The sequence below is a fragment of the Streptomyces sp. NPDC057486 genome (assembly GCF_042802415.1).
Taxonomy (GTDB): domain Bacteria; phylum Actinomycetota; class Actinomycetes; order Streptomycetales; family Streptomycetaceae; genus Streptomyces; species Streptomyces yanii.
Map to the genome: position 1 here is coordinate 1 of NZ_JBHVEE010000094.1, position 20,614 is coordinate 20,614.

At 68.3% G+C, this 20,614-nt stretch carries 18 protein-coding genes and 1 pseudogene; 16 read left to right on the forward strand and 3 right to left on the reverse strand.

What is annotated here, in order from left to right:
• Nucleotides 1-330: 330 nt before the first annotated feature.
• The gene (locus tag ACFU6I_RS32860) at nucleotides 331-1,056 is read right to left on the reverse strand and encodes a FadR/GntR family transcriptional regulator (protein WP_384373245.1); all 726 of its coding nucleotides are present in this window, start codon (nucleotides 1,054-1,056) and stop codon (nucleotides 331-333) included.
• Between the two features lie 281 nt (nucleotides 1,057-1,337).
• Here ACFU6I_RS32860 and ACFU6I_RS32865 point away from each other — a divergent pair, with 281 nt between their 5' ends.
• The 15 genes from ACFU6I_RS32865 to ACFU6I_RS32935 all read left to right on the forward strand — a co-directional run bounded on the left by ACFU6I_RS32865 (nucleotide 1,338) and on the right by ACFU6I_RS32935 (nucleotide 17,644).
• Complete coding sequence (locus tag ACFU6I_RS32865) at nucleotides 1,338-2,573, forward strand: aminotransferase class V-fold PLP-dependent enzyme (protein ID WP_384373308.1); 1,236 nt, start codon at nucleotides 1,338-1,340, stop codon at nucleotides 2,571-2,573.
• Nucleotides 2,574-2,637: 64 nt separating this feature from the next.
• The gene (locus ACFU6I_RS32870) at nucleotides 2,638-3,939 is read left to right on the forward strand and encodes an ABC transporter substrate-binding protein (RefSeq protein ID WP_384373247.1); all 1,302 of its coding nucleotides are present in this window, start codon (nucleotides 2,638-2,640) and stop codon (nucleotides 3,937-3,939) included.
• Between the two features lie 8 nt (nucleotides 3,940-3,947).
• Nucleotides 3,948-5,108 (forward strand): carbohydrate ABC transporter permease, encoded by a 1,161-nt coding sequence (locus ACFU6I_RS32875; RefSeq protein ID WP_384373249.1) that lies wholly within the window; start codon nucleotides 3,948-3,950, stop codon nucleotides 5,106-5,108.
• Nucleotides 5,105-5,941, forward strand: coding sequence for a carbohydrate ABC transporter permease (locus tag ACFU6I_RS32880; RefSeq protein WP_384373251.1), 837 nt, complete (start codon nucleotides 5,105-5,107; stop codon nucleotides 5,939-5,941). Before ACFU6I_RS32875 ends, ACFU6I_RS32880 begins: the two co-directional genes overlap by 4 nt.
• 576 nt (nucleotides 5,942-6,517) lie before the next feature.
• Nucleotides 6,518-7,180, forward strand: coding sequence for an urease subunit gamma (locus tag ACFU6I_RS32885; RefSeq protein WP_384373253.1), 663 nt, complete (start codon nucleotides 6,518-6,520; stop codon nucleotides 7,178-7,180).
• Nucleotides 7,164-8,984, forward strand: coding sequence for an urease subunit alpha (locus tag ACFU6I_RS32890; protein ID WP_384373255.1), 1,821 nt, complete (start codon nucleotides 7,164-7,166; stop codon nucleotides 8,982-8,984). Before ACFU6I_RS32885 ends, ACFU6I_RS32890 begins: the two co-directional genes overlap by 17 nt.
• A gap of 72 nt (nucleotides 8,985-9,056) precedes the next feature.
• Nucleotides 9,057-9,731: an urease accessory protein UreF gene (locus ACFU6I_RS32895; RefSeq protein ID WP_384373257.1), complete on the forward strand. Its 675-nt coding sequence runs from the start codon at nucleotides 9,057-9,059 to the stop codon at nucleotides 9,729-9,731.
• Nucleotides 9,732-9,756: 25 nt separating this feature from the next.
• Nucleotides 9,757-10,449 (forward strand): urease accessory protein UreG, encoded by a 693-nt coding sequence (ureG, locus tag ACFU6I_RS32900; RefSeq protein ID WP_384373259.1) that lies wholly within the window; start codon nucleotides 9,757-9,759, stop codon nucleotides 10,447-10,449.
• Complete coding sequence (locus tag ACFU6I_RS32905; protein ID WP_384373261.1) at nucleotides 10,446-11,342, forward strand: urease accessory protein UreD; 897 nt, start codon at nucleotides 10,446-10,448, stop codon at nucleotides 11,340-11,342. Before ureG ends, ACFU6I_RS32905 begins: the two co-directional genes overlap by 4 nt.
• Before the next feature lie 285 nt (nucleotides 11,343-11,627).
• Complete coding sequence (locus ACFU6I_RS32910) at nucleotides 11,628-12,557, forward strand: NAD(P)H-binding protein (protein WP_384373263.1); 930 nt, start codon at nucleotides 11,628-11,630, stop codon at nucleotides 12,555-12,557.
• Nucleotides 12,558-13,051: 494 nt separating this feature from the next.
• Nucleotides 13,052-14,056, forward strand: coding sequence for a zinc-binding dehydrogenase (locus ACFU6I_RS32915; RefSeq protein ID WP_384373265.1), 1,005 nt, complete (start codon nucleotides 13,052-13,054; stop codon nucleotides 14,054-14,056).
• A 223-nt stretch (nucleotides 14,057-14,279) separates the two neighbouring features.
• A complete protein-coding gene (locus ACFU6I_RS32920; RefSeq protein WP_384373267.1) occupies nucleotides 14,280-15,185 on the forward strand; it encodes an MBL fold metallo-hydrolase in 906 nt (301 codons plus the stop codon).
• 281 nt (nucleotides 15,186-15,466) lie between these two features.
• On the forward strand, nucleotides 15,467-16,141 hold the full coding sequence (locus tag ACFU6I_RS32925) for an ArsR/SmtB family transcription factor (protein ID WP_384373269.1): 675 nt from the start codon (nucleotides 15,467-15,469) through the stop codon (nucleotides 16,139-16,141).
• Entirely contained in the window at nucleotides 16,138-16,875 is a 738-nt protein-coding gene (locus tag ACFU6I_RS32930; RefSeq protein ID WP_384373271.1) for an SRPBCC domain-containing protein, read from the forward strand. Before ACFU6I_RS32925 ends, ACFU6I_RS32930 begins: the two co-directional genes overlap by 4 nt.
• 196 nt (nucleotides 16,876-17,071) lie before the next feature.
• Nucleotides 17,072-17,644 (forward strand): dihydrofolate reductase family protein, encoded by a 573-nt coding sequence (locus ACFU6I_RS32935; RefSeq protein ID WP_384373273.1) that lies wholly within the window; start codon nucleotides 17,072-17,074, stop codon nucleotides 17,642-17,644.
• 446 nt (nucleotides 17,645-18,090) lie between these two features.
• Here the strand turns inward: ACFU6I_RS32935 and ACFU6I_RS32940 are convergent, their stop codons facing one another.
• A complete protein-coding gene (locus tag ACFU6I_RS32940) occupies nucleotides 18,091-19,344 on the reverse strand; it encodes an MFS transporter (RefSeq protein WP_384373275.1) in 1,254 nt (417 codons plus the stop codon).
• A gap of 54 nt (nucleotides 19,345-19,398) precedes the next feature.
• Between ACFU6I_RS32940 and ACFU6I_RS32945 the strand changes: the two genes are divergently transcribed.
• Complete coding sequence (locus tag ACFU6I_RS32945) at nucleotides 19,399-20,142, forward strand: AraC family transcriptional regulator (protein ID WP_384373277.1); 744 nt, start codon at nucleotides 19,399-19,401, stop codon at nucleotides 20,140-20,142.
• Between the two features lie 254 nt (nucleotides 20,143-20,396).
• Here the strand turns inward: ACFU6I_RS32945 and ACFU6I_RS32950 are convergent.
• Nucleotides 20,397-20,543 (reverse strand): annotated as a pseudogene (locus ACFU6I_RS32950) (FAD-dependent oxidoreductase); the annotation flags it as partial.
• Nucleotides 20,544-20,614: the final 71 nt, after the last annotated feature.

Here is a 20,614-nt window from a genome sequence, read left to right on the forward strand (position 1 = left end):
CGGCACGGCGGATTTCCGATCGGCTGTGGGGCCATCGCCGCGTCCACGGCGAGCTGCCAGGACCGGCTGGTGTCGATTTCGTGACGCTCCCCGGCGACCGGGGTCACCGGTTTCGGCGGGCATGGGGGCCTCGGTTCCTGAGCGCGAGCCGCTGTCCGTGCACATCGGGACCGAGTACCCCTGGTTCGGCTTGCCCTGGGGGTAGCTCCGCCGCAAGGGCTTCCGGCCGCTTGCGATCGCACGCACTGGACGGCGCTCCTCGGGCAAACATTGCCGGTCACAGCGCCGGCAAGGCCGCGCGAGAAGGCGAAGCACGGGCGGGCCCCGAGGTCAGGCGCCCGCCTCAGGGTTCGCCGGTGATTCAGGGGCCGGTTCCGGTGCCCGTGGCAGGAAGGCGTGCAGCCACCTCTCCGTATGCGCGACATGTGCGGACGCCGCGGCCGCCGCCGCCACCGGGTCCCTGTTCGCGATCGCCGTCGCGATCGCTCGGTGGTCCTCGTCGCTGGAGCGCTTGATGCGGGGGCCATCGGGCAGGGTGAAGACCTGGTACGTGCGGGAGCGGGCGCGGAAGACCCCCAGGAGGGACTTGAGGGTCGGGTTGCCGCCGATGCGGGCGATCTCCGCGTGGAAGTCCTGGTCGAGCGCCGAGACCCGGTCCGGATCCTCGGTGGCCTCCATCGCCTCCATGTACGCGAAGATCGTGCTCAGCGACTCGGGCGTGATCCGCGCCGCCGCCTGCGCCGCCGCGTGCGACTCCAGGACGCGCCGTATCTCGTACATCTCCAGGAGCCCGGTCAGCGGCAGCAGGTCGACGGTGAGCGAGAGACTGCCGACGATGTCCTCGGGCCGGAGCTGCGAGACGTACGTGCCGGAGCCATGGCGCGGTTCGATCACGCCGAGCGCCGCGAGCATGCGGACCCCCTCGCGCAACGAGCCGCGCGAGACACCGAGTTCCTCGCAGAGGTCGCTCTCGGGTGGGATGCGCTGTCCGGCGACGAGACGCCCGTCGGCGATCATGCGGCGCAGGCCGTGGAACGCCTGGTCGACTGCGGACATCGCTTCCCCTTCCAAGACATCGGCGGCGGCGGTCAGGTGGAACCGCCCACGGTCGAATGTGCTGCCGATCCTACAGACTCATTGGATCTCTTCCATGATTCCTTCCCAAGTCATCTGATGACCTCGCGGGTCTCAGGTAACCAATTCGTGAACAACCTTGTTCTTTCCTGAGCCCAGTGTCAGGATGCGGCGCAAGTCATCCGACCTCTTTCTGTGACTGTCTGATGTGTTGACCGCGGCGTCCGCCGAGTCGACGAGGCCAAGGGGAGATCTTGAACCACCTGAGCGAGACCTGCGTCACCACGGCGCCCCGCCCCCTGCTGCTGGCCGACGGCCGGCCGGCGATCGAGGCGTGGTCGCTGCTGGCCGCGCACCAGCACCTCAACCACGGGTCGTTCGGGGCGGTCCCGCTCGTCGCGCAGCGGGAGCAGGGTCGGCTGCGCGAAGAGATGGACCGCTCGCCCGGTACCTGGTTCCCGGCCCTGCCGGCACGCGTGGCGGCGGCGCGGACGGAGATCGCCGCATTCCTGCGGGTCCCCGCCGACGACCTCGCCCTCGTGCCCAACGCGAGCGGTGGTGCGAGCGTGGTCTACGCGAACGTCCCGGCGAGGCACGGCGGCGAGATCGTCGTGACCGACCACGGCTACGGCGCGGTGACCATGGGTGCCCGCCGTCTCGCACGCCGCTGGGGCGGCACCGTCCGGACCGCGCAGGTCCCGCTCGACGCAGGCGAGGACGAGGCGTACGAGGCCGTGGCCGCCCAACTCACCGGCGCCACCGGGCTGATCGTCCTGGACCACATCACCTCGGCCACCGCCCGCTGGATGCCGGTGGAGCGGATCGGCGCGCTGGCGCGAGAGCGCGGGATTCCGCTCCTGGTCGACGGCGCACATGTGCCTGGCCTCGCCGAAGACCCGCTCGCGGGCCTGGACTGCGACGCGTGGATCGGCAACCTGCACAAGTTTGGCTGCGCGCCTCGCGGTACGTCGGCCCTCGTCGCCCGAGGACCGCTGCGGGACGCGCTCTACCCGCTGATCGACTCCTGGGGCGCCGAGGAACCGTTCCCGCACCGCTTCGACACCCAGGGCACCATCGATGCGACGAGCTATCTCGCGGCCCCGACCGCCCTCGACTTCATCGACGGCGTCTGGGGCTGGGACACGGCCCGTACGTACATGACGGAACTCGCGGACTACGCGGAACGCCTCATCGGTGACGCCTTCGCCGAGGCCACCGGCGTCGGCGCCGCCGTTGACGTCGGCATGCCGGTCAACGCGCTGCGCCTCGTACGGCTCCCGGACGGTCTGGGCACGACCCACGCCGCGGCCGACGCGCTGCGCGACCGGGTTGCCGCCGAACTGGGCGTCGAGGCCGCGTTCACGAGCTTCGGCGGCGCCGGGTACTTCCGCCTGTCGACGCACGTCTACAACACGGCCGCCGACTACGAGGACTTCGTCGAGCGTTGCGTTCCCGTGCTCGTCGACTGGGCCCGCGCCCCGCAGGCCGTGTCCCAGTGACCCCCCGCAGATCCCTGTCCTGCATCACCGTCACCGATCCCCTGGAACTGGGAGGACAACAGTGTTGAGCAGAAGAAGGACCGCCACGGCGCTCTGTCTCGCCGCCGCTCTCGTGCTGTCGGGCTGTGCCGTGGGAGGGGGCGCCGCCGCTGACGGCACCGTCACCCTGCACATGGTCGAGAGCCTCACCAACCCCACCCGTACCGCGGTCCTGAAGGACCTCATAGGGGAGTTCGAGAAGCAGAACCCCAAGATCAAGGTCGATCTGATCTCGCCGCCCACCGATCAGGCGGACCAGAAGATCCAGCAGATGCTCCAGTCCGGCAGCGGCATCGACACCTTGGAGGTCCGGGACATCACGTCGGGGCCGTGGTCGACCAACCGCTGGCTGTACGACATGAGCAAGGACCTGCAGGGTTGGGCCGGCTGGGACGAGCTGACGGAGAACACCGTCAAGTACGCCAAGGACGCCAAGGGCCGCACCTACTACATCCCGTACGGCTTCTACGGACTCAGCCTCTTCTACCGCAGCGATCTGGTCACCGGGGCTGGCTTCAAGAACCCGCCCGCGAGCTGGGACGACCTCCTCGAGCAGGCCACCGCGATCCAGAACCCGGGCAAGCGCCAGTACGGGTACGCGTTCCGGGGCGGGACGAACGCCAACAGCAACGCCGTGGCCGTCATCGAGGCGTACGTCGCCGACAAGATCGACCGGGACAACGGCTTCAAGCTCACTGACGGCAGGACGATCTTCTCGGCGCCGGAAGCGCTCACCGCACTCAAGACGTACTTCGCCCTGTTCAAGAAGGCGTCGCCGCCGTCGTCCGTCGCCTGGGGCTACCCGGAGATGGTCGAGGGCTTCTCCAACGGCTCGACGGCGTTCCTCCTCCAGGATCCGGAAGTCATCGCGACGCTCGGCGAGTCGAAGGCGATCAGCCAGCAGCAGTGGACCACGGCGCCGCTGCTCACCGGGCCCAGCGGCAAGGCCGTCCAGCCGGTGGCGACCGCGGGCTGGGGGATCGCCGCGGGAAGCAAGCACAAGGCGGAGGCCACCAAGCTGGTCAAGTTCCTCGCCGAGGGCGACGCGGCCACCACGTTCGACAAGAAGAACAGCCTGGTGCCCATTCTGAAGAGCGCCGCCGACGACACGTACTACAAGACCGGCGCCTGGGCGAGCTACGTGAAGATGACAGAGGACCCGGACGCGTACATCACCGTCACGCAGCCGCGTGACTCCTCCTGGTGGACCGAGTGGATCCAGAAGTCTGACGCCGACATCCAGAAGGTGTTGCTCGGCAAGATGACGCCCGAGCAGCTCCTCACCGGCTGGGACACCTACTGGACCGCCAAGTGGAAGAGTCAGTGAAGGAGCCGGTGGCGTCCCCCTCCGCGCGGCCGGAGGGGGAGCAGGGCGGGACGCCCACGCCCACCACCTGTAGCACGGACGCCGCCGTGGGGGCCCGCCCGGACGCCGGCCCGGATGTCGGTAAGGGCGTCCGTCCCGGCGCCGGTGGGCGCGGCTCCACCGCCACCTCGACCTCCGCCCCCGCCCCGGCGGCCCCCCGCCCACGCCGACCCGTCTTCACCGGCCGTCAAGGGCTGACCGTCGCCGCCTTCATGGCCCCGGCCGCCCTGTTCGTCGCGGTGTTCATCTACTACCCGATGATCGCGGGCAGTCAGATGGCCTTCCGGAACTGGAACCTGAACGATCTCACCGACACCTCCTGGGTGGGGCTGAAAAACTTCCGGGAGATCTTCACCGACCCGGTGTTCGGCACGGTCCTGAGCAATACCGGGATCTGGGTCGTGGGATCGATCGTGCCGCAGTTCGTCATCGGGTTCGCGATCGCGCTGTGGCTGCGCCGCCGGTTTCGTTTCCGCGGGCTCTACCAGGCATTGATCTTCTTTCCGTGGGCCATTTCAGGATTCCTGATCGGCATCCTGTTCCGCTGGATGTTCAACAGTGAATTCGGTGTCGTCAACGACTTGTTGGAGAAGGTCGGTCTGATCAATGAGCCGATTCCCTGGCTTGCCGATCCGAAGACTGCGATGGTCGCCGTACTCATCGCCAACATCTGGTACGGCGTCACGTTCTTCGCCATCATGATCCTCGCCGCTCTCCAGTCCATCCCGGACGAAATCTACGAAGCGGCCGAGATCGACGGCGCGGGCAAGGTCCGCACGCTGTTCCAGATCACGATTCCCTCCATCCGGGGAACGCTGTCGCTGACCGTACTGCTCCGCGTCATCTGGATCTTCAACTTCCCCGACCTCATCTTCGCGATGACCGGCGGCGGACCGTCCAACGAGACGCACATCGTGACCACGTGGATGATCACTGTGACCCAACAGGGCGACTACGGAAAGGCGTCGGCGATCGGCCTCATCGTCGTTGCGATGCTTCTGGTCTTCTCGGTCTTCCATCTGACTGCCACGCGCGAGAAGTCGGCCACCGGCGGAAGGCCGACCACCGGCGGGAAGTGGGCCACCGGCCGCAATCCGAGGACGCGCAAGAAGAAAGGAACGGTTTCGTGATCGGGAAGGAGTCCGCCGCAGGGCGCACCGTCCGTATCCTCTTTCTCTCCCTCTGGCTGGCAGTCACGGTGTTCCCGCTGTACTGGATCACCGTCACGTCCTTCAAGAGCCCCGGGACGATCTTCTCCTTCCCGATCTCCTACTGGCCCACGCACTTCTCCCTGGAGAACTACACCGGGCTTTTCCGCGAGGCGAAGTTCGGGGTCTATCTCACCAACAGCCTGATCATCGCGACGGCCGCCGGAACGGTGGCGACCGCGATATCGATGCTGTCGGCGTACGTGCTGGCCCGTTTCGAGTTCCGCAGCAAGGCTGCGGTGCTGATGGCGGCCCTCGTCACGCAGATGATCCCGTCGTTCATCGCGCTCGGCCCGCTCTACATGATGATGACGGAACTGAACCTGGTGGACAGCCGGTTCGGGCTCACCCTCGTCTACATCGCGGTATGCATTCCCTTCTGCACGGTCATGCTCCGCGGTTTCTTCGAGAACATCCCGGATGCACTGGAGGAAGCCGCCATGATCGACGGCTGCTCACGCCTCGGGGCCCTGTTCCGGGTGCTCCTTCCGGTGATGCGGCCCGGAATCGTCGCCGCCTTCATCTTCAACTTCGTCAACTGCTGGAACGAACTGTTCCTGTCGGTGACCCTGATGAACGGCGACGCCCGCAAGACGGTCCCCACGGCGCTGAACGGCTTCATCTCCAGCTTCAACATCGACTGGGGCTCCATGTCCGCCGCGGCGGTCCTCACCATCGCCCCGACGATGATCCTCTTCGCCTTCGCGAGCCGCCATATCGTGCAGGGGCTCACTTCGGGGGCGGTCAAGGGGTAGGGCAACGAAGGAAGTTCCTGCAGGAGCGGGGCATTGAGGTCGCCGTCCACCGAAGCATTCCGCGCGCGACCCCCGTCGAGCAGGCCGCGATCGAGCCGGGCCATTGGGCCGAACCGGTCGCCGCGCTCGCCCCGTCGGTGGTCGACGGGGCGCCGCTCGGCTGCGCCGGAATCCGCGTGTGCGGGGAGCCGGGACGGATCGAGGACCTTCGGTACAGCAGCGTCATCCCGTGCAACCTGACGCCCGGCAGCGACGTCGGACGCCGGCGTGGGTCGCTTGTGTCGAGCCGGTCCCGGACCTGCTCGCAGCCAACCGGCACGGCACGCACCGAGGCCCTTGGCGGGAGGCGGTGTTCGGACCTGGCGTGGGGGTATCTCGAGGGCTTCCGCTGGACGCGCTCCGTGCGCCGATCATGCTTCCGGTTCACCACATCAGGGTCAATGTCGTGGTTTTGCGCCTCACTTCCCTTTTCTGCTTCGAAGATCGCTCTGCGGCATCCGACGCACAGGCGGCAAGACCGTTGCCCCCGTGTGTCCTGGCCGCACAGGTGAAGCAACGAACAGGAAGGAGGACGGCATGCACCTGACTCCACATGAGCGGGAGCGTCTACTGGTCCACGTGGCGGCGGATGTGGCCCGGCGGCGCCGTGATCGTGGGTTGCTGCTGAACTACCCCGAGGCCATGGCGCTGCTGACAGCGCACGTCTATGAAGAGGCGCGGGGCGGTGCGACGGTCGACTCTGTCATGGAGTCGGGGCGTCATGTGCTGCAACGCGGCGAAGTGATGGAAGGCGTTCCGGAGATGATCGCCAACGTCCAGGTCGAGGCGACGTTCCCGGACGGGACGAAGCTGGTGACCATTCACGATCCGTTCGACGAGTCGGCCGAGGAGGTGGACGTCCACCCCGGAAAGCTGGAACTGCTGCCGGACGAGGAGCAGTTCGCGGTGAGGATCAACGAGGGTCAGGAGCCCGAGGACCTCTGGGTGAGCAACCCTTCGGACCGTCCGATTCAGGTCGGTTCCCACTACCATTTCGCCGAGGCCAACGAGGGCCTTGTCTTCGTCCGCGACGCCGCGTGCGGCAAGCGGCTGCACATCGCCTCCGGGACGTCGGAGCGGTTCGAGCCCCGTGCCGAGCGCAGCGTGCAGTTGGTGCCTCTCGCGGGCGACCGTGTCGTCCTGGGGCTGCAGATCGGGAAGACGGAACAGGGGGTGCAGCTCGATGGGCACCGAGACTGACCGGACGCCCGGGCTGCTGACGCGGTCCAGGTATGCAGACCTCTACGGTCCGACCAAGGGCGACCGGGTCCGGCTCGCCGACACCAACCTTGTCATCGAGATCGATGAGGACTGGTGCGGCGGGCCCGGCCTCAGCGGCGACGAGATGGTCTTCGGTGGCGGCAAAGTGATCCGCGAGTCGATGGGGCAGTCGCACATCCCGCGCGACGACCCCCGGAAACCGGTGGACACCGTGATCACGGGTGCACTCGTCCTGGATCACTGGGGCGTGGTGAAGGCCGACGTCGGCCTGCGCGACGGCCGGGTCCAGGCGATCGGCAAGGCCTACAACCCCGAGACGATGTCGCCGAGGCACGAGGGTTGTGCCGGACGGGCCTCGGACTTCATCGTGGGGCCCGAGACCGAGGTGATCTCTGGCAACGGCCGGATCCTGACAGCGGGCGGCGTCGACACCCATGTGCACTTCCTGTGCCCGGAACAGATCCATGAAGCGCTCGCGTCGGGCGTGACCACGCTGATCGGCGGTGGCACCGGACCCGCCGAAGGGAGCACCGCCACCACCGTCACACCTGGCAAATGGCACATCCAGACCATGTTCGAGGCGCTCGACGCCCATCCGGTCAACATCGGCCTGCTCGCCAAGGGCAGCACGGTGTCGGAGAAGGCGTTGCGCGACCAGGTCTGCGCCGGTGCCCTCGGCTTCAAGATCCACGAGGACTGGGGTGCGACGCCGGCCGTGATCGACGCCGCATTGCGGGTGTGCGACGAGACCGGCGTCCAGGTGGCGCTGCATGCCGACTCGCTGAACGAGTCCGGGTTCGTGCACAACACCCTGGCCGCGACCAGGAACGGTGACAAGTACCGCAGCCTGCACATCTTCCACGTCGAAGGTGCCGGCGGCGGCCACGCACCCGACATGATCAGCCTGGTGAGCCGGCAGAACGTGCTGCCCGCCTCGACGAACCCGACCCGGCCCCTGACGCTCAACACTGTCAAGGAGCATGTCGACATGATGATCGTCTGCCACCACCTCAACCCCGAGGTCGAGGCGGACATGGCGTTCGCCGACTCCCGGATCCGGCCCTCCACCATGGCCGCGGAGGACCTGCTGCACGACATGGGCGCCATCTCGATGATGTCCTCCGACGCCCAGGCCATGGGACGCATCGGTGAAATGATCATGCGGACCTGGCAGACCGCCCACGTCATGAAATCCCGCTACGGCCACCTTGAGCAGGACACCGCCGAAGCCGACAACTTCAGAGCCCGGCGCTACATCGCCAAATACACGATCAACCCGGCCATCACCCATGGCATCGACGACGAGGTCGGCTCCGTCGAGCCGGGCAAACTCGCGGATCTGGTGCTGTGGGAACCCAAATTCTTCGGGGTGAAGCCGCACATGGTCATCAAGGGCGGCCAGATCGCCTATGCGCAGATCGGTGACGCCAACGCATCGATCCCGACACCTCAGCCATACCTGCCGCGCCCGGTGTGGGGGTCTCACGGCCGATCCCCGAGGACGAACTCCGTCAATTTCGTCTCCGAATCGGCCCTCGGCGGTGAACTGTCCGAGATCGGGCTGCTCAAGCCGCTGCGCGCGATCAAGAACACCCGTGCGGTGACCAAGGACAGCATGGTGCACAACGCCGGCCGGCCGGAAATCGTCGTGCACCCCGACACCTTCGACGTCACCATCGGCGGTGCCACCACCTCAGACGTACGCACCGAGGTCGAGGGGCAACTGGTCGGACGGCACTACGCCACCGAACTTCCCCTGGCACAACGCTACTTCCTGTTCTGATCCACACCTTCCGTCCTGGCCGAACCGACTCGGCCGGGACGCCTGACCTGTGAAAGGCGGGCCGCTCACCCCATGAGCCGTGCTGCCCTGCTCGTCCTGGCCGACGGCCGCTTTCCCGCCGGGGGCCACGCACACTCCGGTGGGGTGGAGGCCGCAGTCTCCTCCGCAGCCGTATACGACGTCGCGAGCCTGGAAGCGTTCTGCCGCGGCCGTCTGCACACAGCCGGGCTGACAGCGGCCGGGCTGGCCGCCGCAGCGGCCACCGGATACGACCCGCTGTCCCTGGACGACGCCGCCGACAGCCGCACACCCATGCCGGCCCTGCGGCAGATCGCGCGCCGACTCGGCCGCCAGATGATGCGTGCGGCCCGCGCCACCTGGCCCTCGGCCGACCTCGACCACCTCGCCCGGGCCCGGCCGCAAGGAGCCCATCAGCCGATCGTCCTCGGCGTCGCAGCCCGCGTCGCCGGGCTGACGCCGCTGGACGCCGCGCAGGCAGCCGCGTACGAGAGCATCGGCGGACCGGCGACCGCGACCGTGCGGCTGCTCAGCCTCGACCCGTTCGACGCCACCGCGCTGCTGGCCCGGCTCACCGATGAACTCGACGACGTGGCCCGCACCGCAGCGGACGCTGCCGATCGTGTCGCCGTCGAGGGCGTCCACGTCCTGCCGGCCGCATCATCCCCGCTGCTGGACATCACCGGTGAGCAGCACGCTGCCTGGACCGTCCGCCTCTTCGCCTCCTGAACCGTTCACCGACCTGGAGCCACCTGTGCATCTTGACCCCTCCCTGCCTCTGCACCACCACACCCACAGCACCGAGCCACTGCACCCGGACGGAAGCCGTCGGGCGCTGCGGATCGGGCTCGGCGGGCCCGTCGGATCGGGCAAGACCGCAACCGTCGCGGCCCTGTGCCGCGCACTGCGGGACCGCTACTCCATCGCCGTCGTCACCAACGACATCTACACCCGGGAGGACGCCGAGTTCCTGCGCCGGGAAGCGGTCCTCCCGCCGGAACGGATCACCGCAGTGGAGACCGGAGCCTGCCCGCACACCGCGATCCGGGACGACATCTCCGCCAACCTCGAAGCGGTCGAACAACTGGAGCAGACGCTGCGCCCCCTGGACCTGATCCTCGTCGAGTCCGGCGGAGACAACCTCACCGCGACGTTTTCACGCGGCCTCGTCGATGCCCAGGTATTCGTGATCGATGTGGCCAGCGGCGACGACATCCCCCGGAAGGGAGGCCCCGGCATCACCACCGCCGACCTCCTCGTGATCAACAAAACCGACCTCGCACCGTACGTAGGCGCCGACCTGGACACCATGGCAACCGACGCGCAGAAACAGCGAGAGGCCCTGCCCGTCGCCTTCACGAGCCTCACCGCGGCCGACGGGATCCGCCCCGTCGCCCGCTGGGTCACCTCCCGCCTCGCCGCGTGGTGCGGCGAAGTCGCCGCATGACCGGCACAGCGCAACTCGAGAGCCGCTGCGAGCTCACCCCGGGCGCCCTGCCGACCGGGGAGCAGCGCGTACCCGACGCCACGAGCCGCGCACCCGAGGAGCAACCCCGTGACGCCCACCCCGCGGGGGTCTGCGCCGCCGCGCGTGTCCGCGCCGATCACAATGGACGCGCCACGACACTCCCGGTGTTGCACAGCGACGGCCCGTTCCACCTGCGCCGCCTACGCCCCCGCGGCGCACGGGCCCGGGTCACCGTGATCGGCGCGATGAGCGCGCCGCTCGGCGGGGATCGGCTCGTGCTCGATGTCGCGGCCGGAGCGCGGGCCGAACTGGAGATGACCACAGCCGCCTCCACCATCGCCCTGCGCGGTCCCACCACCGACCCCGCCACCTACGACGTACGACTCGGCGTCGGCGAGCAGGCTTCCCTGCACTGGCTGCCACAGCCGCTGATCAGCACCTGTGGCAGCACCCTGCACCAGACGTACGACGTGGAACTTGCCCCCACCTCCCGCCTGCTCCTGCGGGAGGAACAGGTACTCGGCCGCACAGCGGAACCACCAGGGCATTTGACCACCCGTCTGACCGTGCGGCGCGACGCACAACTGATCCTCGACCAGCACACCTCCTACGGCGGTCCTGCACCGGCATGGGACGGGCCGGCCATCCTGGGGCAACACCGGGCAACAGGCCAACTCCTGGTCGTGGAGCCGGATATGGACCCCACGCACGAACCGCTCTTCATCGGTGAAGACCGGGCGGAGGGATGTGCGGTTGTGGCTCCCCTGGCCAACGGAACAGCGATGCTCGCCACAGCGGTCGCATCGACACCGGCCCACCTGCGCCGACTCCTCGACGCAGCCTTCACACACATTGTGTCCGCGAGGACATAGACCCCGGCCTGCGTAGGGGCCGCTGCCCCGGTGGTCCCGTTCAAGGGTGCGGGCCGGCAGCGCGGTGACTGTGCTGCGCTGTCGAGGGGCGCGGTTTTCGAGGGTGAACCGACGGATTGCCTCTTCGCGCAGCTGGAGCGTCGCGCGTCAACCCCGTCACCGCCAACCGCCGGGGTGCTCCGTGCAGCCGGCTGCCCGAAGGCACATGAGCCGACTGTTGTCGCGGCGCCGACGGCTCGGCGGACTCCGGTTGCGCCCAGCCTGTGCGCACCACAGGCTGGCTCTATGGACCGCACCCTGAAAACCAGTGTGCTACCCATTCTGGTGACAGGCGCGGCGGGCAGTGTCGGCGCCGTCGGGCGATCCGTGGTCGAAGGCCTTCGGCGACGGGGCCTGCCCGTCCGGGCCATGGTGCGTCGCGATGACGAACGGGCGGAGGCGCTGCGCGCGACGGGCGCCGATGTCGTCGTCGGAGACCTGACACACGCGGGCGAGGTCGTCGACGCCGTGGCCGGTTGTGGACGTATGTACTTCGGCATGGGCGTGTCGGCGCAGTATCTTCAGGCTGCCGTGACGGTGGCGGCCGTCATGCGTGCGTACGGGCGCCTGGAAGCGTTCGTGAACATGTCGCAGCTGACCGTCTCCGAGATGGACCTCACCAGCACCTCCGAGTCCGTGCAGCAGCGGCAGCAGTGGCTGGTGGAGCAGGTCCTCGGCTGGTCAGGCCTGCCCGTCGTCCAGGTCAGGCCCACGGTGTTCATGGAGAATCCGCTGTTCCGTGTGGGCTTTTCCTCGATCGCGAAGTGCGGAAGCATCAGGCTGCCCTTCGGCCGGGCGAAAACTTCTCCTGTGGCGGCAGGGGATGTCGCCGCGGTTGTGGAGGAGATCCTGGCCGATCCCGCCCCGCACGTCGGCCGAATCCATGAGCTGACCGGCCCGCGCTCGGAGGATGTCGCCGCCATGGCGGCGGAGGTTTCCGCAGCCCTGGGCCGACCGGTCGGTTACACCGACGTCCCCCTGCAGGAATGGATCGTCGACGATCTCAGGCCGTTGGGGCTGCCGGATCACGTCTTCCAGCACATCTCCACCATGGCTCGCCTTCACGCGGAGAATCGCTACGACCGCAAGGCGGACGGCGTCGAGCAGGTCATCGGGCGGCCTCCTTCGGGGGTGGCCGATTACGTCCGTGAGAACCCCAGCCTGTTCAGCCCCTGAAGCCGCGTCCTTGTCGCGCGTTGTCGAACGTGTAGCGGGTTGACCGTTGGAGGTGCCTGCCGACCATCGCGCACGGGTCCGGCCGCCACACGGGCACAGGATTGTTTTCCACTCCGAAACCGCCCCGGAAAGGACCTGGCCCATGGGTGACGAACTCCTTGACCTGGCAATCACCACAACCGGCGGCAAGGACCGCCCATACTCCGCAGGTCGCGACCACTAGTGCCCCTCCCGGCAGGCTTTGCCGCGTCGCGCCGCCCGGCACGCATGCTCGCCGCGTTGGCCAAAAGGCCTGGTAGCTACGGCTCCAAGGACTTTCGGCCGCCTTGCGATCGCACGCACCGCACGGCGCTCCGCATGGGGCAGACATTGCCGGTCACGGCACTGGGAACCCTCGTTCCGCAGTGCACTCGGCGGAGTGCGATGGGGCTGCAGGACGTCGGTTGATGCCCCCGGTCTAAGACCCACACATACCGGCCCGCAGGAGAAGAATCATGAACCGTCGTGTTGTCTACACCCGTGGCGGGTCGCCCGCCGACGTCCTGACTGTCATCGAGGAGCCTGATTCGGTAGCGCCCGAGCGGGGCCAGGTCCTCATCCGCGTCGCGGCCTTCTCGGTGCACCCTGGTGATCTCCAGGCCATCGAGGCCTACCCGGGGAAGGCTGCAGATCCGGTTCCGGCCGGCCTGGAGGCCACCGGTGTGGTGGAGGCGATCGGCGGGGGAGCGCGCTTGGCTCCGGGTGTCAAGGTCGGTGGCCGCGTAACGGTCTTCCCCCAGCCGGGGGCGTGGTCCCAGCGGATCGTGGCGGATGCCGAGGTGGTCGTCGCCGTACCGGACGAGTTGTCGGACGACGTCGCCGCGCAGATGCTCGCGAACCCGCTCACCACGGTGATGCTGCGCCGTGAGGCGCAGGAGCACCTGGCCTTCGGATACGACGGTCTTCTGGTGCAGACCGCTGCGGGCTCGTCGGTCGGGCGGCTGGTGACGGGCGTGTGTCAGTTTCACAACCTGGCGCTGGTCAACGTCGTCCGCAGCGACCGCGGGGCCGCCGAGCTGCGCAAGCGGTTCCCCGACGTGCCGGTCGTGTCGACAGAGCATCAGGGCTGGGCTGACGAGGTCCGCAAGGCCGCGGGCGGTCGCCCGGTCAGTGTGGCCTTCGACCCGATCGGCGGGAAGCTGACGGAGAGCCTTCTGGACCTGTTGACGTCAGGAGGGAAACTGGTCAGTTACGGGCAAATCGCCGAAGAGCCGATCTCGGTGCCCGCGTCGACGCTGCTGAACAAGTCGCTGACGTTGCGGGGCAAGAACATCGGCCGGTGGCTGTCCGAGGCCTCCGCCGAGAGGCGGGCATCCGACGTCGCCACCGCCAAGCAGATTGCGCTGGGGCTCAAGGACCAGTTCGACGTGGCCGACATGTACGGCCTCGGCGAGCTGGCCAAGGCCGTGGAGCACGCGGTACGGCCCGGCAAGGTCGGCCTCGTCCTCGTCCGCCCCTGACAGCCGCCGAAAGGCCTGGTGGTCCCCGGGTCTGCAGTGTGGTGCACCAGTATCCGGGTGAGACACCCGCCGGCCGTCCCGGCGCCTGGCGGAAGGCCGTCGAGGCCGTCGTCGCGCTGGATCGTCCACTCGATGTTGGGGCGTTACCCCGAGCGCCAGGGCGCGACCGTCCTGTGACGCGGAGCGTGAGCGCGAGGCGGTGACCAGCCGAAAGGAGATCGCCATGACTGAGTTCGCACCTGTACCCGGCTTCGCTCTGGGGGCGGAGATCCCCGAGTCGGGGTATGTCCTGAACGACCTGGGCGGTGGCGTCTACTTCGTCACCCAGGGAATGATCAACACGATGTTCGTGGTGACCAAGAATGGTGTCGTTCTCGTGGACGCTTCCCCTTTTCTGGGGGACAAGTTGCCGGCGGCGATCGAGGAGGTCACCTCGAAGCCGCTCACCCACCTCATCTACAGTCACGCGCACGCCGACCACATCGGAGCCGCTCACCTGCTGAATCGGGACGGCCTGAAGATCATCTCCCACGAGATCACCGGAGAGTTCATCAAGGAGGCCAAGGACGACCGGCGGCCGCTGCCCACCGAGACCTTCAGCGGCCGGCGCAAGGAGATGGACATCCACGGGGTCAGGTTCGTCCTCGACTACACGGGAGACTGGCATCAGGCCGGCAACCTGTTCATCCATCTTCCGGAGTTGAGAATGATGGGAGCGATGGACAGTTTCACGCCGAAGAGCGCCCCGTTCTTCCGCCTGTACTTCTCCGCGCACGTGCCCGCGTACTTCAACGCCATGGACCAGTTGCTCGAGTACGACTTCGAGACCATCGTGACCGGGCACATGGCCCTGCCCGGCACTCCCGAGGATGTTGCGACGAACCGTGAGTACATCCGTGACCTGCGCAGCGCTGCTGCCGAGGCGTTGCGGACGGTCGACCTGAAGGAAGCCGCGGCCGCCGCCAAGGTCCCGGAGAGCAACCGGCAGGCGGAGCTCAAGGTCTGGATGGACGCCGTCGTCGCCCGCGCGGCAGAACTCATGCCCTCCTGGGACAAGCGCCTGGCAGGGACCGACATCTTCCTCGCCGACAACCTCAACGCCACCGCTTGGAGCGTCTTCATCGACTAAAAGCTGGGCCGCTTCCGGCCGTGAGGTCGCCCCCGGCGTCCCCGTGCCGGTCCTGGGCCTGGGCGGCAAGGTCGCGGGCTGCCCGTACCTGAAGACCGAGTACCTGAGGACGAGCTGCCGGAGCAGGCACACGACGTCCGCGTGGCCTGCCTCGGATGCGTCCGCGGCGAGCCGTTTCCAGACCGTCGTAGCCGACCCGGGTCGGCTACGGCCGGGCCGACGGCCGTACCGACAATAAAATTCTCCTTGACAAATTTTTTTGTCGGCCTGATCCTGGAACGGTGCTGGACGTCGCTGTGATCGAAGAACCCGCCGCGGCCGAGGCGTCCCTGGACCCGATACGGTCACGGATCCTCGCCGCCCTGGCCGAGCCCGGCTCGGCCGCCATGCTGGCCGCCCGCCTCGGGCTTCCCCGGCAGAAGGTCAACTACCACCTGAAGGAACTGGAGCGTCACGGGCTGGTCGAACTCGCCGAGGAGCGGCGCAAGGGCAACGTCACCGAACGGGTGTATCGCGCCACCGCCGCCTCCTACGTGATCTCTCCCAATGCCCTGGCCGCCGTCAGCCCGGATCCCTCCCGGTCCCCGGACCAGCTTTCCGCCCGCTGGCTGCTGGCGCTGGGGGCCCGGCTGGTGCAGGAGGTCGGCTCCCTGCTGACCGGTGCTTCCCGGGCCCGGCGGCGGGTCGCCACCTTCGGCATCGACGCCGAGGTGCGGTTCGCCTCCGCGGCCGACCGGACGGCCTTCGCCGACGAACTGGCCCGAACCGTGGCTGCCCTCGTGGGCCGCTATCACGACGAGTCCGCTCCCGGGGGCCGAAGCCACCGGGTGGTCGTCGGGCTCCATCAGATCCCCACTGCGGAGTCCGTCGCAACGGAGAGCCGGGCCGTACTGCAGCAAGGAACCGCGGGGACGCGCGAGAACGAATCAGAAGCAGGACAGGAGAACCCACGATGACGCACCCGTTCGAGATCGAGCAGGAGACGACCCTGCCGGCGAGCCCGGAGGAGGTCTGGAACGCGATCGCCACCGGACCGGGGATCGACTCCTGGTTCATGGGGCGCAACGAGGTGGAACCGCGCGAGGGCGGAATCGCCGCCATGGACACAGGGGGCCACCGGGAGGAGGCCGCGGTCACCGCCTACGAACCCGGCAAGTGCTTCGCCACGCGCACGGCCACCGCGGAGGACGGCCGGTTCATGGCCTTCGAGTACCTCATCGAGGGACGGGGCGGCGGCAGCACCGTGCTCCGCGTCGTCCACAGCGGAGTCCTCGGCGACGACTGGCAGGACGAGTACGACGCGCTGCGCCGCGGCTGGCCGTTCCATCTCCACACGCTCCGCGAATACCTGGCGCACTTTCCCGGACGTACCGGACTCCCCGTCTTCGCCATGGCGCCGTCGGGCGAGCGGCCGGCGCAGGAGGTCCGGGCGGCCCTTACCCGTGCACTCTCGCTGCCGAGCCCGGTCGCCGTGGGCGCGCCGGCCCACGCCGAGCCGGCCGACCTGCCGCCGCTGGACGGCGAAGTGACATGGTCGGACGACGAGCGCATCGAGGTCCGCACCGCCGACGGGATCTACACCTTCCACCACTTCCCCGGCGTGGTGCTGATGTTCCACCACCTCTTCGGCCCGGACACGGACGGCGCCGAGGCATCCTGGCGGCAGTGGCTGACCGGTCTCCTCGCCTGACATTCGCAGGCGCGCCCCGACGCACGGCCGGACAGTCGGGCCATCCGGATACGTACCGCTCCCAGGACCGCCGGATCAGCCGCTCACCGCAGCGGTCTTCGGTACCTCACCATCGGGACGCTCACGCAGTGAACGCGGCCGAAGCATGCACCGAGCAGTCAAACAACGTACATCCGAGACACCAAGGAATTCTTCCATGCGCACTCTGATCAGCACTGCCTTCATCTCGCTCGACGGCGTCGTGGAGGCTCCGGGCGGCGAGCCCGGCTACCGCAACTCCGGATGGACCTTCAAGGAGGTCGAGTTCGTTCCCGAGGCATTCCAGATCAAGGAGCGGGAGCAGCAGGAGTCGACTGCGATCCTGATGGGCCGGGTCAGCTACGAAGCCTTCAGCCCGGTGTGGCCGGACATGGAGGAGTTCGCCCACTACAGGACGATGCCGAAGTATGTCGTCTCCAGCACCCTCACCGAGGACAAGCTGGTCTCCAACTGGGGCGAGACCTCCATCCTGCGCTCGCTCGACGAGGTCGCCGCCCTGAAGGAGACCGACGGAGGCCCGATCATCGTCCACGGCAGCGCCTCCCTGAACCACGGCCTCTCGGACGCCGGCCTGATCGACCGCTACCACCTGCTCGTCTATCCGCTGCTGCTCGGCGCCGGCAAGCGTCTGTTCAGCACTACGGACAAGGACACCCAGAAGCTGAAGCTGGTCGAGCACGACGCCTACAGCAACGGCCTGCAGAAGCAGGTCTTCGACGTCGTCCGCTGACAAGGATCCGGCGTCTCGCGCTCCCGCCGCCCGCTCGCCCGGACACATCTGGCCGCGCCCGGATGCACCTACGGTGAGGCACGTCGAGGGCCATCTCCTGCTCAGCTTCCTGGCCATTGCTGATGGTGATGGTCAGGAGACCGAGCCTTTGGAAGCAGTGGTCGTGGCCGAGTTGGATCCTTGATGAAGCGGTGCGGGCGGGCGGCCGGAATCTGACAGTTCTCCGGAGGACGTCGACGTCTGCCCGGCGGTGCTGCTGACCAGGCCCGCCAAGGACCGGGAGCTCGTGGGCCGGCGCGGACGCCCCCGCCGCGGAAGAGGCGGCCCGCGCCCGTACCGAAGTCCCAGCCGCCGGGTGTCAGATCACCACCTCCTCGCCCGTGCGAGCCACTGCACCTGTTTGATCACCAGGCGCTCGTTACCTGCCAGATCACCGCCGCGGGTCCTTACGGGGCGGACGAAGGTGCCGGATGCTCGGGGCTTCGGGATGGGGGTTGGGTTCGGGGTGGAATGGCGGCGGCACCGTCGTCGTCTCCTGTAGCGGACGCCGTGCTTGGAGGCTGCGGCATGCCGGGTTCGCGCAGGGTGCGGAACAACAGCCAGCTCAGCACCGGCATCAGGACGAGCGGTGCCAGGGCGGTCTGCAGGGATGTGGCGTCGGCGAGGCTGCCGAGGGCGGGGCCGGCCAGGCCGCCGATGCTCACGGTCAGGCCGAGGGTGATCCCGCCGGCCGTGCCGATCCGTGAGGGCAGATAGTCCTGGCCGAGCGTGACCTGGAGCGAGAAGGGTACGTAGAGGCCGGCCGAAGTCAGCGCCACGAACAGGTAGATGGCCGGGCCCGGCACCCACACCACTCCCGCGACGGCCACGGCGCTGATCACGTAGGACCACCGGGAGACGGTCACTCGGTCCCAGCGGCCCGCAAGGGATCCGCCCAGCACTGAACCGATTGCGCCGCCGAGGTAGAGCACGGTCAGGGCCGCGGTGCCCGCGGTGGTTCCGCCGCCCGTGCGCTGCTGGGCGTACAGGGAGATGAAGGTGCTCAGACCGACGAACGCGATCGACCGGAACACCACGGCCAGGGACAGTCGTACGAAGGAGGCGACGTCGTCGCTCCCGGCCTGCATCGGCGCGTCGACTCCGGTGACCTTTCTGTCCTGCAAGGTGCGTAGCACTGGCAGGCACGTTGTGGCGCCGACGAGTGCCGGCACCACCAGCAGCGGCGTCCAGCGCAGTCCTCCGCCGGCCACGACGGCACCGACCATGAGCGGGGCCAGCGCGAAGCCGATGTTGCCGCCTGTGGAGAACACCCCCATCGCACGGTGGCTGCCCCGACTGGCGATGCGCGCGACGCGGGCGGATTCAGGGTGGTAGGCGGCCACACCGACCCCGGATATCGCCACGAACACGAGGGTGAGTGCGTATGAGTCATTCATTCCGCTCAGTGCGATGCCGACACCGCCCAGAAGCGTGCTGGTCGGCAGCAGCCAGGGCATCGCCCAGCGGTCGGTGAGCGCCCCGAACACCGGCTGCACCACCGAGGAGAGGACCGAGGTGGCCAGCACAACACCGGAGGCGACCGCATAGGTGTAGCCGCGTTCGGCGACGAAAAACGGCATCAGCGCTGCTACGGCACCTTGGTAGATGTCGACGCAGCCATGGCCGACGGACAGCAGGGTGATCGGTGTGTTCCTTCGCACCCCATCATGCTCCGAGCCCGGGAGGCTGTCGCACTTCCGGTAATCTGCCAACCGATGACGGAAATCCGCCACGAGGCCATTGCTCCGACCCGCATCCAACGGCTGGCCCCCGGCCGTGCGATCGACGCCCACCGGCACGACGACCATCAGATCGTCTATGCCGGCCGGGGTGTGCTGGCCGTGACGACCAGTGAGGGTTCCTGGGTCGCCCCGGGCACCCGCGCCATCTGGGTGCCGGCCGGCACCGTCCACGCACACCGGGCCTACGGCGAACTCGAACTGCACCTGGTCGGGCTGCCCGCCACGGAGAATCCTCTCGGCCTCGGCGCACCGACCGTACTGGCCGTCGGCCCGCTGCTGCGCGAGCTGATCATCACGTACACCCGTACCGAGGACGACGGCAGCCCCGAACGGGCCCGCCTGCGCGCGGTACTGCTCGACCAGCTACGGGCCTCACCGCAACAGCCGCTGCACCTTCCCACCCCCACCGCCTCCTTGTTGCGCGCCGTGTGCGACATCCTGCAGGCCGATCCGAGCGACGACCGCACGCTCCCGGAGCTCGGCCGCGAGGTCGGAGCCAGCGCTCGCACGCTGTCCCGGCTGTTCCGCAGCGACCTTGGCATGACCTTCCCGCAGTGGCGCACACAACTGCGCCTCCATCACGCGCTGGTCCTTCTGGCCGACCGGATGCCGGTGACCGCGGTGGCACACCGGTGCGGCTGGTCGTCCGCCAGCGCATTCATCGACAACTTCCGCCGCGCCTTCGGCCACACCCCGGGCTCCCACCCAACGAGCTGACAGAAGAGCTAGTGCCCCTCCCGGCAAGCTTTGCCCCGTCGCACCGCCCGGCACGCGCTCCCCCAAGGCCTCAAGGGCCAGGGGGGACCCCCTTCCGCGTTGGCCAAAAGCCCTGGTAGCTCCTTCCCCAAGCTCTCAACTCCGTTCGAGCAGGGGAGACCCCATCCAAGGACTTCCGGCCGCCTTGCGATCACACGCACCGGACGGCGCTCCTCATGGGGCAAACATTGCCGGTCAAGGCACTAGCCCAGATGCGTGTTCGAGTGGAGTCCGTCCGTGCCGACCACGGGGTCGAAAGCGCGGCGCGTGCCGCTGTCGAAAATGACGTGGACGGCGTCCCCGTCGTCGTCAAGCGTCGCGATCGAGTCGTTGAATCGGAATTCGACCCGGCCCGGCAACGGCGTGGGTGCCGCCGACGATGCCGGGTGTCGCACCCGTCCGGCATCGTCGGCGCACATCACATCTGCTGGAG